14 protein-coding genes are annotated in these 14,136 nt (G+C 69.6%); 5 read left to right on the top strand and 9 right to left on the bottom strand.

What is annotated here, in order from left to right:
• Positions 1 to 14 precede the first annotated feature (14 nt).
• The gene (locus ACIBVN_RS25850; protein ID WP_397140473.1) at positions 15 to 1,073 is read left to right on the top strand and encodes an MFS transporter; all 1,059 of its coding nucleotides are present in this window, start codon (positions 15 to 17) and stop codon (positions 1,071 to 1,073) included.
• Here the strand turns inward: ACIBVN_RS25850 and ACIBVN_RS25845 are convergent.
• Positions 1,021 to 1,488 (bottom strand): PPOX class F420-dependent oxidoreductase, encoded by a 468-nt coding sequence (locus tag ACIBVN_RS25845; protein ID WP_397140471.1) that lies wholly within the window; start codon positions 1,486 to 1,488, stop codon positions 1,021 to 1,023. The two genes, ACIBVN_RS25850 and ACIBVN_RS25845, sit on opposite strands and share 53 nt — an antisense overlap.
• Positions 1,489 to 1,610: 122 nt before the next feature.
• Here ACIBVN_RS25845 and ACIBVN_RS25840 point away from each other — a divergent pair, with 122 nt between their 5' ends.
• The 3 genes from ACIBVN_RS25840 to ACIBVN_RS25830 all read left to right on the top strand — a co-directional run bounded on the left by ACIBVN_RS25840 (position 1,611) and on the right by ACIBVN_RS25830 (position 4,677).
• Positions 1,611 to 2,822 carry an amidohydrolase gene (locus tag ACIBVN_RS25840; RefSeq protein ID WP_397140469.1) on the top strand — a complete coding sequence of 404 codons (1,212 nt, stop codon included), beginning with the start codon at positions 1,611 to 1,613 and terminating at the stop codon, positions 2,820 to 2,822.
• 79 nt (positions 2,823 to 2,901) lie between these two features.
• A complete protein-coding gene (locus ACIBVN_RS25835) occupies positions 2,902 to 3,954 on the top strand; it encodes a PrsW family intramembrane metalloprotease (RefSeq protein WP_397140468.1) in 1,053 nt (350 codons plus the stop codon).
• A gap of 102 nt (positions 3,955 to 4,056) precedes the next feature.
• Positions 4,057 to 4,677, top strand: a complete 621-nt coding sequence (locus ACIBVN_RS25830) for a pyridoxamine 5'-phosphate oxidase family protein (protein WP_397140466.1) — start codon at positions 4,057 to 4,059, stop codon at positions 4,675 to 4,677.
• Positions 4,678 to 4,723: 46 nt separating this feature from the next.
• On the opposite strand, the gene ACIBVN_RS25825 is transcribed toward ACIBVN_RS25830, so the two are convergent.
• The 3 genes from ACIBVN_RS25825 to ACIBVN_RS25815 all read right to left on the bottom strand — a co-directional run bounded on the left by ACIBVN_RS25825 (position 4,724) and on the right by ACIBVN_RS25815 (position 6,372).
• Positions 4,724 to 4,891, bottom strand: a complete 168-nt coding sequence (locus tag ACIBVN_RS25825; RefSeq protein WP_397140464.1) for a hypothetical protein — start codon at positions 4,889 to 4,891, stop codon at positions 4,724 to 4,726.
• A 302-nt stretch (positions 4,892 to 5,193) separates the two neighbouring features.
• Entirely contained in the window at positions 5,194 to 5,637 is a 444-nt protein-coding gene (locus ACIBVN_RS25820) for a carboxymuconolactone decarboxylase family protein (RefSeq protein WP_397140462.1), read from the bottom strand.
• Positions 5,638 to 5,922: 285 nt separating this feature from the next.
• The gene (locus tag ACIBVN_RS25815; protein WP_397140460.1) at positions 5,923 to 6,372 is read right to left on the bottom strand and encodes a hypothetical protein; all 450 of its coding nucleotides are present in this window, start codon (positions 6,370 to 6,372) and stop codon (positions 5,923 to 5,925) included.
• A 292-nt stretch (positions 6,373 to 6,664) separates the two neighbouring features.
• Here ACIBVN_RS25815 and ACIBVN_RS25810 point away from each other — a divergent pair, with 292 nt between their 5' ends.
• Positions 6,665 to 6,916 (top strand): hypothetical protein, encoded by a 252-nt coding sequence (locus ACIBVN_RS25810; RefSeq protein ID WP_397140458.1) that lies wholly within the window; start codon positions 6,665 to 6,667, stop codon positions 6,914 to 6,916.
• Between the two features lie 240 nt (positions 6,917 to 7,156).
• On the opposite strand, the gene ACIBVN_RS25805 is transcribed toward ACIBVN_RS25810, so the two are convergent.
• The 5 genes from ACIBVN_RS25805 to ACIBVN_RS25785 are packed head-to-tail and all read right to left on the bottom strand — an operon-like array spanning position 7,157 to position 14,130.
• Complete coding sequence (locus tag ACIBVN_RS25805) at positions 7,157 to 8,443, bottom strand: DNA glycosylase AlkZ-like family protein (protein ID WP_397140456.1); 1,287 nt, start codon at positions 8,441 to 8,443, stop codon at positions 7,157 to 7,159.
• Positions 8,444 to 8,498: 55 nt separating this feature from the next.
• Entirely contained in the window at positions 8,499 to 10,193 is a 1,695-nt protein-coding gene (locus ACIBVN_RS25800; RefSeq protein ID WP_397140454.1) for an ABC transporter family substrate-binding protein, read from the bottom strand.
• A gap of 30 nt (positions 10,194 to 10,223) precedes the next feature.
• Entirely contained in the window at positions 10,224 to 12,236 is a 2,013-nt protein-coding gene (locus tag ACIBVN_RS25795) for a dipeptide ABC transporter ATP-binding protein (protein ID WP_397140452.1), read from the bottom strand.
• Entirely contained in the window at positions 12,233 to 13,147 is a 915-nt protein-coding gene (locus ACIBVN_RS25790; RefSeq protein ID WP_397140450.1) for an ABC transporter permease, read from the bottom strand. The genes ACIBVN_RS25795 and ACIBVN_RS25790 overlap by 4 nt, the downstream gene beginning before the upstream one ends.
• The gene (locus ACIBVN_RS25785; RefSeq protein WP_397140448.1) at positions 13,147 to 14,130 is read right to left on the bottom strand and encodes an ABC transporter permease; all 984 of its coding nucleotides are present in this window, start codon (positions 14,128 to 14,130) and stop codon (positions 13,147 to 13,149) included. Before ACIBVN_RS25785 ends, ACIBVN_RS25790 begins: the two co-directional genes overlap by 1 nt.
• Positions 14,131 to 14,136 lie beyond the last annotated feature (6 nt).

The following is a 14,136-nucleotide window of genomic DNA, read 5'->3' as shown; positions in this document are numbered from 1 at the left end:
CGATGGTGCCGCAGGTGCTGGCCACGATCTCGGCGGTGTTCCCGCCGGAGGAGCGGGCGCGCGCCCTCGGCTGGTACGGCGTCGCGGGCGGCCTCGGCTCGATCGCCGGGCAGGTGCTGGGCGGCCTGCTGCTGACCACCGACGTGCTGGGGCTCGGCTGGCGGATCATCTTCCTGGTCAACCTGCCCGTCGGCCTGATCGTGGTGCCGCTGGCCGTCTGGCTGCTGCCCGAGGTCGAGACCGCCCGGCGCGCCAGGCTCGACCTGCCGGGCGCGGCCGGGCTGGCCCTGGTGCTGGTGCCGCTCGGCCTCGGCAACAGCCTGGGCTGGCCCGCCTGGACCTGGGTCAGCATGGCGGCGGCCGTTCCCGTGTTCGCGCTGACCTGGCGCTGGCAGCGGGTGCTCGGGGCGCGCGACGGCCGGCCGGTGCTCGACCTGGCGCTGCTGAAGGTCCACTCCTACCTGGCGGGCGTGGGGTCGATCGTCGCGTTCATGGCGTACTTCGCGTCGTTCATGTTCACGCTGACGCTGCTGCTCCAGGGCGGGCTCGGGCTGACGGCCTTCCAGGCCGGGCTGGCGTTCGCGCCGATGGGGGTGCTGTTCTCGGTGACCTCGATCCTGGGGACGCGGCTGGTCAGGAGGTACGGTCTGATCGTCGTCATGATCGGTGGCACGATCACCGGGCTCGGCCTCACCCTGCTGGTGGTCACGGCCGGTCTCGGCCTGCCGTACGTCATGGCCGCGCTCATGCTCGTCGGCTCGGGCAACGGGCTGGTCCTGCCGCAGCTCATCGGGGCGGCGCTGGTCGAGGTCGCGCCGCACCAGGCCGGCATCGGGTCCGGCATCCTCAGCACGGCGCAGCAGTTCGCGGGCGCGGGCGGCGTGGCCGTGATCGGCGCGGTCTTCTTCGCCGCCGCCGAGGGCGGCGACCACGTCCACGCCATGAGCTGGTCGGCGGGCATCGACCTGGCGCTCGTCCTGGTCGTGATCGCGTCGGTGGCCTACAACCGGCACCGCGCCATCAGGAAGGCACGGACAGAGCCGTCCCGTACAGCCGCGACGCCCGGATCCTGATCACCAACCGCCGGTCCTCGACCATCTGGCGCAGGAAGGCGTACGAATCCTCGATGCCCTCCTGCATGGCGAGCAGCTCCATGCCCACCTCGTCGCCCGGCTCCGCGCTGACCGGCGACAGCTCCGCCTCGCCCTCGGCCACGGCATACGACCAGAAGTCGTCGCTGGCCACGTAGAGGGCGCAGCGCGGGTCCTTGTGGAGTTGGCGGACCTTGAGCCGGTCGGCGATGGTCGAGATACGTGCCACGCGCTGGTTCGGGTCCCACGTGTAGATGACGGTGGACAGGTGAGGGTCCCCGCTGCCCTTGTTCGTGGCCAGCGAGCCGAACCGCTGGCCGGACAGCAGGCCGGAGAGCTCCTCGTCGCTGAGCGACCGGGGGGCCGGGCCCGTGCCTGGCCCGTACTCCTGCGACATTCGCCGTACTCCCTGCGCAACCCATGCAGATGCGGATATGTCAGCCTATCCCCAGCTGTGCAGCGTCTCGACGAGCCTGTGCCATCTGGGGCTGCTATCCGCCGCCCGATAAGTTACAGGCCATGAATTTTGCCATTACCAGTGGATATGTTGTGCCGATTGACGGCGACCCCATCGACGGCGGCACTGTGCTCGTACAGAACGGGAAGATCGTCGCGGTTGGCCGGGGCGTGGCCGTGCCCGAGGGGATCCCCGTCGTGGACGCCGCGGGCGGCTGGGTGCTGCCCGGCTTCGTCGAGGCCCACGGCCACCTCGGGGTGCACGAGGAGGCCGAGGGCTGGGCCGGCCAGGACACCAACGAGATGACCGACCCGAACGGCGCCCGCCTGCGCGCGCTCGACGCCATCAACCCCGCCGACCTGGCCTTCGCCGACGCGCTGTCGGGCGGCGTCACGACCGCCGTGATCAAGCCCGGCTCCGGCAACCCGATCGGCGGGCAGACGGTCGCGGTCAAGTGCTGGGGCCGGACCGTGGACGAGATGTTGATCAAGGAGCCGGCGAGCGTCAAGAGCGCGCTCGGTGAGAACCCCAAGCGCGTGTACGGCGACCAGAAGAAGCTGCCCTCCACCCGGCAGGGCGTGGCCGCGGTGATCAGGGACGCGTTCATGAAGGCACAGGACTACCAGGCCAGGCGGGCGGCGGCCGCGGCGGAGGGCAAGCAGTTCGACCGCGACGGCACGCTGGAGATCCTGGCCCGCGTGCTGGACGGCGAGCTGCCGTGGTGCCAGCACACGCACCGGGCCGACGACATCGCCACCGCGCTCAGGCTGGCCGACGAGTTCGGGTACCGCCTGATCATCAACCATGGCACCGAGGGCCACCTGCTGGCCGACACCCTGGCCGCCAGGAACGTCCCCGTCATCATCGGCCCGCTCTTCACCGCCCGTTCCAAGGTCGAGCTGCGGCAGCGCTCGCTGCGCAACCCGGGCATCCTCGCCCGGGCCGGGGTGGCGCTGGCCATCACCACCGACCATCCCGTCGTGCCGATCCACTTCCTCGTCCACCAGGCCACGCTGGCGGTCAAGGAGGGCCTCGACCCGGCCGAGGCGCTGCGCTCGATCACGTTGAACCCGGCCCGGATCATGGGCCTCGACGACCGGGTGGGCGCGCTGAAGCCCGGGCTCGACGCCGACGTGGTGATCTGGTCGGGGGACCCGCTGGACGTCATGAGCCGGGCGCTGCGGGTGTTCGTCTCCGGCCGGGAGGTGTACACGTACGCCGACGGCGAGCCCGTCGTGGCGGATCCGTATTACCGGGAATCAAGTGACTGTTAAGCACCCGTAGATCGGCGACGCGCATAGTGGTCGCACCGCGGAGAAGAGAGGCATCACGATGACAGCGCAGCGTCCCAGCGTGGCACTTCTGATCGGCCTGGTGGTCTCCAGTGCCCTGGCGCTGATCGTGCTGGTCCTCATGCTGCTGTCGGGCGGGCCCCTCGGGTTCGCCCTGTCGGCGCTGCTGGCCGTGGCGCCGCTGCCGGTGCTGCTGGCGGCCGTGCTCTCGCTCGACCGGCTGGAGCCCGAGCCCAAGCTGCACCTGGCGTTCGCGTTCGCGTGGGGCGGGGGAGTGGCGATCGTGCTGGGCGTCGCGCTGACCATGGCGGGGCAGGCGCTGTTCACCAGAGCCGGGCTCGGCGCCGCGGTCGTCGACGACGTGGGCAAGGTGCTGCTGGCCCCCGTGATCGAGGAGGCGCTCAAGGCCTCGGCGCTGCTGCTGCTCCTGCGCAGGCGGCAGGAGATCGACGGGCTGACCGACGGCATCGTGTACGCGTCCATGGCCGGCCTGGGCTTCGCCGCCGTGGAGAACGTCGGCTACTACCTGCTCGCGTACGACACGGACGGCGCCGGCGGGGCGGTCCAGCTGTTCGTGCTGCGAGGGCTCATCGACCCGCTCGGCCACCCCATCTACACGTCCTTGATCGGCCTCGGCGTCGCGTACGCGCTCACCCGGCGCACCCCGGTCAGGCTCGCCGCCATCCCGCTCGGCTACCTGGGCGCGGTCTTCCTGCACGGCCTCTGGAACGGCGCCGCCACCACGGGCTCGCTGGCCTGGCTGGGCGCCGCGTACCTCGTGATCATGGCGGCGCTTGTGCTCCTGATCGTCGTGACCGTCGTCGAGCGCCGACACCTCGTCGCCAAGATGGGCGTCTACCTGCCCGGCTATGAGCAGACCGGGCTGGTCACCGCGGCCGACGTCCGCATGCTGAGCACCCTGCCGGCGCGCAAGGCGGCCCGCAAGTGGGCCAGGGGAGTGGGACTCGGCCGGGCCATGAGCGACTACCAGCATGCGGCGACCGAGCTGACCATGCTGCACCTGCGTGCCGAACGCCAGGGCATGGACCCGGCCAGGTTCGCGGCGGAACGCGACACGTACCTGACCGCGATGTCCCACGCCCGCCGCTGGTGACGCCGTCCCGCGAGGTGGGCGCAGGAGTCTCGCTGTGCGAAACGTCACGGATGCCGAGCCACGGGTCCTGACAAAATGGGGGAAACCCCGAAGGGAGAGCAGATGAGCTGGACGGAGATCGGGTCCGAGGCGGAGCTGCGTGAGCTGCTCGGTGAGGTCATGCCGAGGGCGGCGACCAAAGAGCGCGTACGGCTGCACGAGCGCGACCGGCAGTGGCTGGCGGCCTCCCCGTTCTGCCTGATCGCCACGTCCGACGCCGCCGGAAACTGCGACGTCTCGCCCAAGGGCGACCCCGCCGGGTTCGTCCACGTCATCGACGACACGACGATCGCCATCCCGGACCGCCCGGGTAACCGCAGAGCGGACGGATTCCTGAATATCCTCAAAAATCCGCGTGTGGGGCTGATCTTCCTCATCCCCGGCCGCAACGAGACCCTGCGCGTCAACGGCCGGGCCAGGCTCGTCCGCGAGGCCCCGTTCTTCGACGAGATGATCGTCAAGGGCCACCGCCCGCACCTCGCGCTCGTGGTGGAGATCGAGCAGATCTTCTTCCACTGCGCCAAGGCGTTCCTGCGCTCCTCGCTCTGGAAGCCGGACTCCTGGACCCCCGAGGTCCTGCCCTCGCACGCCAAGCTCGTCAAGGACGTGCAAGTGGTCGAGGAGACCATCGAAGAGCTGGAGACGTACTACGGCGAGGCCTACACCAAGCGTTTGTACGGCTGACCGCGAGAGCCCGCCGCCCAGTCAAGGAACCGGGCGGCGGGAGCGGTCAGGCGGCGGGGGCGGGACCGCCGGGAAAGAGGATGACGTTGCGGCCGGTGTAGGCACGCAGGTCGATCACCTTGGGGTCGGCGGGCAGCCTGCGGCGGTCGGCGGAACGAATGTCGCGGACCTTGTGCCTGGCAATGCGTGGCGGCACCGCCACAAGCCTCTTCATCGTGAGCCCCCCGTGATGACTTTGTTACCTCTGTTATCTACAGAACCCACGATAAATTCGGTGTAAGGAACAAGTCAGTAGGGAAGGGTGCGACCCGCCGGTGTCCGCAGGTCCAGCTCCATGGTCAGCCGCGTGCGCCGCTTGGCCGCCGACTTCGTGACCCTGACGCGTCTCATGGTCTCCCCCTCCAGAAGCCGGCTCACCACCGGCCGCCACGCCACTTGGCGGCGGCATGGTGGGCGTTTGCCGCCCGCCAACCTAACCGGCTATGGCCTGATCACTCAACGCATTTCCACGAATGGTCAGGTTCCGGGGGTGAGCCGGGCCGTGACCCCGATTCGGTTCCAGGCGTTGATCATCGCGATGGCCACGATGAGCAGCCCCAGCTGCTTCTCGCTGTAGTGCTGTGCGGCCTCCTCCCACACCTCGTCCGGCACCGCCGCGCGGTCGGCCAGCCTGGTCGCCTCCTCCGTCAGCGCCAGCGCGGCCCGCTCGGCGGGGGTGAACACGGTGGCCTCCCGCCAGGTGACCACCGACCAGAGCCGCTCGTCGCTCTCACCGGCCTTCTTCATGTCGCGGCTGTGCATGTCCACGCAGTAGCCGCAGCCGTTGATCTGGCTGGCGCGCAGCTTGACGAGCTCGATGGTGGTGGTCGGCAGCTCGCTGTCGTGGAGCAGCTTCTCCACGGCGATGAAGTGGTGGTACGCCTCGGGGACGTTCTTGGCGACGTTGATCCGCTGGGTCATTTGAGCCTCCTCATGTGCTTACGAGAGGAGGACGGGACAGGCCCCCTTGTTGTGACAACTTCCGCGAAAAAGGCGACATCTAACCCGCGATGGAGGCGCTGAGCGCGGGGGATGCCCAGCGCACAGGGGATTACTGGCTCTGCTCCAGCTCTTGGACGTCGCGGCCAGGCGGCGGCTCGGGGGGCCTACCAGCTGGGGGGAAGGCACGTCGTCGCCGGCGTTCAGCGCGGACGGCGCGGGCGCACGCCGCGAACGGGTGCCGGTCCCCAGTCCTTCGTGGCTCGTTCAGCCGGCGCAGTTGCCCCACAGAGTGCGGCCGCCCGATGCCGCCACGTCTCCGCTCGGGTTCGTGGTCCAGCCTCCGTACTTCACGCACTTCCAGGCGCCGTCGATGTGGCCGGTCTCGGCGTAGTACTTGTACTTCTGCTGATCCATCGACTTGCCGCCCTTCTTCACCTCCAGGTAGGCGCCGGTGAGCGTGCGGACGCCCGTGTACCTGGTCTTGATGGCGGCCACGCAGTTCTTGCCGCTGCGCTTGTTGTACATCAGGTACACGTGCCCGAAGACCGCTCCCTTCTTCGTCACCATCGCCCGGTGGCCGTCCTTGACGCGGTGGAAGCCGGGGCCGCAGATGCGCTCGGGGGTGTAGGAGGCGGTGGCGGCGTAGGAGGCGGAGGGGACGGCGACGACACCGGCCGCGACCAGGGCGGCAGCGATGACCGATCGGATGAACACGATCTTCCCTTCGGCAAGGCAATAAGGACGTCGTTGATCTTTACTGCGACATTACCGAAAAGCCGCTGGGAGTTCTGATGAATGTCGCTTATTGCGTTCTGTGCGGCCTGTGCCGTCTTCTGGGGTCCTGCGGCCGGCTCGGCCTGTGATCTGCCCCTGAGGACCCCGGTTCGTGGTGGATCGGCCCTGAGGTGAGTACGGTGGCCCATTTGGGGAAATTGGTGGTTCTTTGAGGAAGAGAGACCACGTAACCGGGTATCCCCCCGGCGGATCGACTGTGAAGGGGATCACCATGGCTGTCTGCGAGACCTGTGGAAACGACTACGACATGGCGTTCGAGGTGCATGCGCAGGGAGCGGTGCACACCTTCGACTGCTTCCAGTGCGCGATCGAGGGAATGGCGCCCATCTGCGAGCACTGCGGCACCAAGGTCATCGGACATGGGGTGCAGTCGGGCGAGCACTGGTACTGCTGCGCGCATTGCGCGCGCGAGGAGGGCACCAAGGGCATCGTCGACCGCGTAATGGCCACCACCGGCACCTGACCGCCCCTGCCGGGAGGCGCCCATGGCCGTCACGTAGGCCAACGGCCGCCACACGCCTACGGTCGTCACGCGCGTCTACGGTCGTCGGCGCGCCGACGCGTCACGTCCACGTGACGCGCCTCCCGTCGTCACGCGTACTTACTTGCGGTCATCACACGCCCCCAGCCGCCGCGCGCCGACGCCGCTGGGTGGCGCGGCCTTCGAAACCCGCTCGTCAGGCCGGGTCCGGGGGCTCTCGGGCTACGGCAGCAGGGAGCGGACGCGGGCGATGGCCTCGTCGAGAGGCCCCTGGGGGACCGGGGACGCGAGGTCGACGGTGATGTCGCCCCTCTTGGCCTCCCAGACGCCCGCGACCCGGCCCTCGTGGATCACAACGGGGGAGATCCACCCCGCCTGGCGGCTCACCTTGGGCTTGAGTGGCGGCGGGATGAGCGGGGCGAGAGCGCGTGGGGCCGCCAGGATGTACTGGTCGAAGCCCGGCAGCAGGTGAACCTCGGTCGAGGGGCTGGTGCCGGCCAGGTCGTCGAGGTGCTCGGTCAACGCCAGCAGCGTCCGGCCGTCGTCCGTCTCGACCTCGGTCAGCTGAGGCGCGAGGTCACGGAACCACCCCTTGAGCACCGCCTTCTTCGCCACGCCGCCGAACAGCCACGTGTCGAACATCTCCGGCGTCGCCGGCCCGTGCGCGCCCAGGAACGCCCGGGCCACCCGCACACCGGCCTCCTCGTACGGCGGAAGCGCGGCGGGCCAGGCCGGGAGCCAGGCGCGCGGGGCGGTGAAGGTCACCCTGCCGTCGCGGGGCGGGCCGTAGCAGAGCTCGCCCAGGCGGCTCAGCGGCTTCAGTAAGGCACCCCAGCCGGACGTGAGCGCCTCTCTGAGGTGAACGTCCCCCGTCACCGCCACCACGGCATCGACAAGCTCGTCCCTGGTGAGAGCCCGCTCGCCGGCCATCCTTTCCCTGGACACCGCTTCCCCGGACGTCCCCTCGCCTGACGCCCCTTCGCCGGACGCCGCTTCCTCGGGCGCCGCTTCTCTGGACGTCCCTTCGCGGGACGCCGCTTTGCCGGGCGCCGCTTCTCTGGACGTCCCTTCGCGGGACGCCGCTTCCCCGGACGACCCTTCGGCCGGTGCTCCGTGGCTCAGGGCGCGGGGGACGGCGTCGATGATCGCCGCGATCTCGTCGGCCGTGACGCCGTGGCTCCGCTGCCACGAGCCCTTCTCCCAGAAGCGCAGCGTGCTCAGGGCCGCGCAATAGTCGGCCAGCGTGTCGGACGGGACGAGGTGGAGCGTGCCGCGCATGATCCACGTCTTGACCAGTGTGCGCTCGCTCCACAGAACCCTGTCGATCTCGCCGTGGTCGGGCCCGGCGCGCCTGACCGCCACCGCGAGCTGGGCCGACGAGGCGACCTGGGTCTGGACGCCGCACAGCCGCCGGGCGACCGCCACGGCATCAGCCGCGTCGCTCCCGCTCACGAACTGTCTGCGCAGGCGCCACGCGAGAATCTGGGGCCAGGTCACCTTCGTCGTCACGCGTACTTATCTACACCTCGCCACCGACAACCCGGCACGCTCCGCAGCCGGGCGGTCAGCGGGTGAAGCCGATGTCCTCGTAGCGGACGTCGTAGAAGCCGCGTGCCCCCAGGTTGGCCAGCGTCTGGCGGGTCGCGACGTTCTGCGGGCGCTGGTAGAGCGGCAGCACGTTGACCAGCTGCCAGATCTGCTCATCCGCCTGATTCGTCAACATACGGGCCCGCGCCGGGTCCAGGGACTGCGCGGCGCGGCTCATGGCCTGGTCGATGGCGGGCGAGCCGGTGCGGCCGAAGTTGGCGTTCCACGTCTTGCCGTCGGGAGAGTTCGCGTAGATCCCGTAGCTGCTGGAGACGGGGAACGGCGTCCCGATGTACGCGAAGGGCGTGATGTCGAAGTTGCCGGGGATGACGTACTTGGTGAAGAAGTCGTCGCTGGGCACGGCCTTGATCGTCAGCTTCACGCCGATCTGGGCCAGCATGCTCTGTGCCAGCTCCCCTTCCTGCTTGCTCACCTGAACCCCCGAGGGCACCACGAACCGCAGATCGAGCACCTTGCCGTTCTTCTGCCTGACCGTGCCGCTCAGCTTCCATCCGGCGGCGTCCAGGAGCTGCCGCGCGCGAGCGGGGTCGTACACGCCGAGTTTCCCGGCGTTGTCCTGGTAACCCTCCTGGGTGTTCATGAAGAAGTGGTTGTTCAGCAGGGCGATCGGCCAGTCCAGGCCCTGGAGGTCCGACTGCGCGATGGCCTGGCGGTTGATGCCGAGCTGGATGGCCTGGCGCACGCTCTGGTCCTTGAGCAGCTCGCTGGACCCGTTAAAGGTGAAATGCCGGAAATCGGGTCCGGCTGCCTGCCGGACCTGCGCCCCCGGCGTGCCCTTCGCCCGCGTGTAGTCGGGAGCCGACGGCCCCACGTCGATGATGTCGAGCTCCCCGTTGCTGAACGCCCCGACCAGCGAGTCCTGCTCCGACGCCCGATAGATGATCTTGTCGAGCTTGGCCCGGTTCCCCCACCAGGAGTCGTCCCGCACGAGAGTGATCGTCTTGGCCGTCTGGTCGAACCCCCCGAACTTGAACGGCCCCGCCGTCACCGGGATCTTGTTCAGCCAGGCGTGGTCGAAGGTGTCGGGCGTGCGGTTGGTGGCAGCCGGCAGCAGCGGCCCGAACAGCGCCTGCCAGTCCCCGAACGGCTTGTCGAACGTCACCACCACCTCGAAGTCGTCCTTGCCCCGCGCCACCTTCTCGATGTCCTGGTAGCCGGTGGGCGAGGCGATGTGGAAGGCGGGGTTCCGCCCGTTCAGCGCGTGCCACTGCGCCTGATAGTCCGCCCACGTGATCGGCTTGCCGTCGGACCACTTGGCCTTGGGGTTCAGCCGGTACGTGATCACCTGCTTGGGCTGCTGCCGGGTGACCTCGGCCTCGAGCACGTAGTCGTGGTTGACCGAGATCTCCGCCTTCTCGTTGGACAGGAACGGCGAGGGCAGCAGCGCGTTGCTGACCGCGGCGGCCACGGCCAGGTTGCCGTCCACGTGGTTCCTGTTCCACTGTGAGGGGAACTCGTTGATCCCCCACCGCAGCGTCCCGCCGTCCTTGACCTTGTCGCGCGGCTGCAGGTTGATGTCGAAGGCCTTGATCGTACGCTCGTCCCCCTCGCTCGCCTGGCCCCCTGGGCCGCCCCCCGGGCCTCTGCCGCAGCCCGCCAGGCACAGCGAGCCCGCCACAGCGACGGCCACGACAAGACGTGATGCTTTCATCGAGCGAATTCCTCCTGGTCTGAGCGAGGTCTATACGACTTCGCGCCTTTCGGCGTAATGGCAGGCCGCCCCCTGGTCCTCGCCCAGCGGGCGTACCTCGGGCTCGACGTCCACGCAGAGCCGCCGCTCCTCGTCGGTGAGCTCGGCGCGGAACTTCGGGCACCTGGTGCGGAACCTGCAGCCCGTCGGAGGGTTGGCCGGGCTGGGCAGGTCGCCCTCGAGCAGGATCCGCTCCCGTGCGCGCTCGCGTACCGGATCGGGCAGCGGGATCGCCGACAGCAGAGCCTGCGTGTACGGGTGTGCCGGACCGTCGAAGACGGCGTCCACCTGGCCGATCTCGGCGATCCTGCCCAGGTACATCACCGCCACCCGGTCGGCGATGTAGCGCACGACGGCCAGGTCGTGCGCCACGAACAAATAGGACAGCCCCAGCCGGGCCTTGAGCGAGCCCAGCAGGTTGATCACCCCGGCCTGGATCGACACGTCCAGCGCCGAGACCGGCTCGTCGAGGACCAGCAACCGGGGCTCCAGCGCCAGCGCCCGGGCGATGCCGATGCGCTGCCGCTGGCCGCCGGAGAAGTCCTGCGGGTAGCGGGCGGCGTGTGAGGCGTCCAGCCCGACCAGGGCGAGCAGCTCGCCGATCCGCCGCCCGGGCCGCCGCTTGCCGTGTGTGCGCAGCGGCTCGGCCAGGATGTCGTGCACCGTCATGCGCGGGTCGAGCGAGGCCAGCGGATCCTGGAACACCACCTGCATGTCGCGCCTGATCGACCTGCGCTCGGAGCCGCCGAGCCGCGCGGTGTCGTGTCCGAGCACGACGATCCGGCCGCTCTGGGGCGGGGCCAGCTCCAGGATCTGCGTCAGCGTGGTCGTCTTGCCGCTGCCCGACTCGCCCACCAGCCCCAGCGTCTCGCCCTGCCGGAGGTCGAAGCTGACCCCGGCCACCGCGTGCACGGTGCCGACCCTGCGCTTGAACACCGCCCCCTTGAGCAGCGGATATTCCTTGACCAGGTCGCGGACCTCCAGCACCGCGCGCTGGTCGCGCACCCGCCGCCCCGGCTCGGCGTGGACGGGGGTGGGGACGCGCGGCCGTACCTCGGACCAGCGGATGCAGGCCGCCCGGTGTCCCGCCCCCACCTCGAACAGCGGCGGCTCCCGCTCGTCACACGCGTCGATCTTCATCGGGCAGCGCGGCGCGAACGGGCACCCCGGCGGCAGCGCCTGCGGAGCGGGCGGGCTGCCCTCGATGGGGGCCAGCGGCTGCCGCCCGCCCCGGTCCACGCGCGGGATCGAGCCGAGCAACCCCACCGTGTACGGCATCCGCGTCCCGTAGAAGATGTCGTCCACGTCGCCCACCTCGACGGGCCGCCCGGCGTACATGACCAGCACCCGGTCGGCGAACCCCGCCACCACCCCGAGATCGTGCGTGATCATGATGATCGCGGCGCCGGTCTTGCGCTGCGCCTTCTTCAGCACCTCCAGCACCTGCGCCTGGATGGTCACGTCGAGCGCCGTGGTCGGCTCGTCACAGATGATCACGTCGGGGTCGTTGGCGATGGCCATCGCGATCACGACGCGCTGCCGCATGCCGCCGGAGAACTCGTGCGGGAAGGCCAGCGCCCGCTCGGCGGGATGCGGGATGCCCACGAGCTCGAGCAGCTCGACGGCCTTGACCAGGGCCGTCTCCTTGCTCACCCGCTGGTGCACGCGCACCGCCTCGGCGATCTGGTCGCCCACCCGGTAGACGGGGGTCAGCGCGGACAGCGGGTCCTGGAACACCATCGAGATGGACTTGCCGCGGAAGGACGTCAGCTGCCGGTCAGAGGCCCCGATCAGCTCCTTGCCGTGCAGCCGCACGGACCCGGTGACGCGCGCTCCCGGTGGCAGCAGCCCCATGATGGCCGCCGAGGTGATCGACTTGCCCGAGCCGGACTCGCCGACGATGCCGAGGACCTCGCCGGGCCGTACGTCGAGGCTCACCCCGCGCACCGCCGGGACGCCGTCGAACGACACGTGCAGATCGCTGACCTCGAGGACCGGGCTCACCGCCGCGCCTTCCGCGAGGCCGAGGGGTCGAACGCGTCACGCAGCGCGTCGCCGACGAGGTTGACCGCGAGCACGGTGACCACCAGCAGCCCCGCCACGAACCAGAACGTCCACGGCGCGTAGACGGCCGTCCTGGACCCGTCGGCGATGAGCGTCCCGAACGACACGTCGGGTGGCTGGATGCCGAAGCCGAAGTAGGAGAGCGAGGTCTCGGTGAGGATGGCGCTGCTGACGTTGAGCGTGGCGTCCACGATCAGCAGCGACGACAGGTTGGGGAGCACATGGCGGAAGATGATCCGTACGGGGGAGACGCCCATGTAGCGGGCGGCCTGGATGAACTCCCGCTCCTTCACCGAGATCGTCATCCCCCTGACGATCTTCGAGGTGACCATCCACAGGAACAGCGCCAGCATGACCACGAACAGCCACCACTGCCCGGCGCCGAACAGCGGCGACATGATCGCCAGGATCAGGAAGCCGGGCAGCACGAGCAGCAGATCCGTCGCCCAGCTCAGCGCCCGGTCCGTCCACCCCAGGAAGTAGCCGCCGAACGCCCCGACCACGGCCGCCAGCGCCGTGGAGATCAGGGCCGCGAGTAGCCCCACGACCAGGGACTTCTGCATGCCGCGCAGCGTCACCGCGTACACGTCTGACCCGGTTTGGAGCGTTCCGAACCAATGGGTGGCCGACGGCGGCTGCATGAACGCGGTGAAGTCCTTGTCGGTGTACGTCCACCGGCTGAACAGCGGCCCGGCGAAGGCCAGCAGGAACATCAGCGCCAGCACCGCGAACCCGACCTGCCCCTGCCTGGAGCGGAAGAAGCGCCCGGAGACCACCCGCACCCTGGACGGCGCCCTGGCGAGCGCGCCGCCCGACAGTTCCTCGGCCAGTTCCTCGTCGGAAAGCGTCATCACGCCCGCACCCTCGGGTCGAGCGCGGCCTGCAGCAGGTCGGAGGCGAGCGAGGCGCACAGCACGGCGACTGCCGCCAGGAAGGAGATGGCCGCGACGGTGTTGACGTCGTTGCTGAAGATGGAGTTGATCAGCTGCTCGCCGAGCCCGTGCCAGCCGAAGATCTTCTCGGTGAACGTGGCCCCCATCAGCAGCGCCCCGAACGTGAACGCGAAATACGTCGCCACCGGGATGAGCGCGGTCCGCAGCGCGTGCTTGATGAGCGCCTGGCGCCTGCTCAGCCCCTTGGCCCTGGCCGTGCGGACGAAGTCGGCGCCGAACACGTCGAGCATCATGTTGCGCTGGTAGCGGCTGAAGACCGCGATGAGGCCCAGCGACAGCGAGATCGTCGGCAGGATCAGGTGCTGCAGCCGGTCGAGCAGCTGCCCCCAGAACCCTGCCTCCAGCCCGACGCTGTATTCGCCGCTCACCAGGAACACCGAGCGGCCGAAGACGTGCTCGTTGGCCCAGGAGCCGACCAGGATCAGCGTGTTGGCCAGCACGACGACCGGCACGGCGAGCACCACGAAGGACAATCCTGTCGAGAGCCGGTCGAACCACCCGTACTGCCTGACCGCCGCGAAGGCGCCCACCAGCACCCCGAACAGGCTCCCGAACACCAGCCCCAGCATGACCAGCCGGAACGTCACACCCATGCGCCGCTTGAGATCGTCGTTGACCGGAGAGCCTCCGACGGACTTGCCGAAGTCGCCGTGCAGCACCCCGCTCGCCCACGTGGCGTAACGCTGCAGCAGCGGTGTCTTGTCGTTGAGGTTGAGCGCCGTGAGCTGCGCGTCCACGACGGCAGGCGGAGGCTTGGGGGTGCGGTCCGCGTAGTTGGAACGGGGATCGAGGGCCGTGGCCGCCAGAAGGTAGGCGAGGCTGGCGGCCACAACGACCAGCACGACGTAGTTGAGCAGCCTGCGGGCCAAGAACCCCGCCATCGCTCC

It is taken from the genome of Nonomuraea sp. NPDC049400 (genome assembly GCF_044466425.1).
Lineage (GTDB): Bacteria > Actinomycetota > Actinomycetes > Streptosporangiales > Streptosporangiaceae > Nonomuraea.
This window is presented reverse-complemented; position numbering and strand designations above follow the sequence as displayed.

Excerpts from the sequence above, each read along its gene's own strand:
- ACIBVN_RS25845 (WP_397140471.1), bottom strand. The coding sequence starts at position 1,488 with ATGTCGCAGGAGTACGGGCCAGGCACGGGCCCGGCCCCCCGGTCGCTC.
- ACIBVN_RS25840 (WP_397140469.1), top strand. The coding sequence starts at position 1,611 with ATGAATTTTGCCATTACCAGTGGATATGTTGTGCCGATTGACGGCGAC.
- ACIBVN_RS25830 (WP_397140466.1), top strand. The coding sequence starts at position 4,057 with ATGAGCTGGACGGAGATCGGGTCCGAGGCGGAGCTGCGTGAGCTGCTC.
- ACIBVN_RS25825 (WP_397140464.1), bottom strand. The coding sequence starts at position 4,891 with ATGAAGAGGCTTGTGGCGGTGCCGCCACGCATTGCCAGGCACAAGGTC.
- ACIBVN_RS25820 (WP_397140462.1), bottom strand. The coding sequence starts at position 5,637 with ATGACCCAGCGGATCAACGTCGCCAAGAACGTCCCCGAGGCGTACCAC.
- ACIBVN_RS25810 (WP_397140458.1), top strand. The coding sequence starts at position 6,665 with ATGGCTGTCTGCGAGACCTGTGGAAACGACTACGACATGGCGTTCGAG.
- ACIBVN_RS25800 (WP_397140454.1), bottom strand. The coding sequence starts at position 10,193 with ATGAAAGCATCACGTCTTGTCGTGGCCGTCGCTGTGGCGGGCTCGCTG.
- ACIBVN_RS25790 (WP_397140450.1), bottom strand. The coding sequence starts at position 13,147 with ATGACGCTTTCCGACGAGGAACTGGCCGAGGAACTGTCGGGCGGCGCG.
- ACIBVN_RS25785 (WP_397140448.1), bottom strand. The coding sequence starts at position 14,130 with ATGGCGGGGTTCTTGGCCCGCAGGCTGCTCAACTACGTCGTGCTGGTC.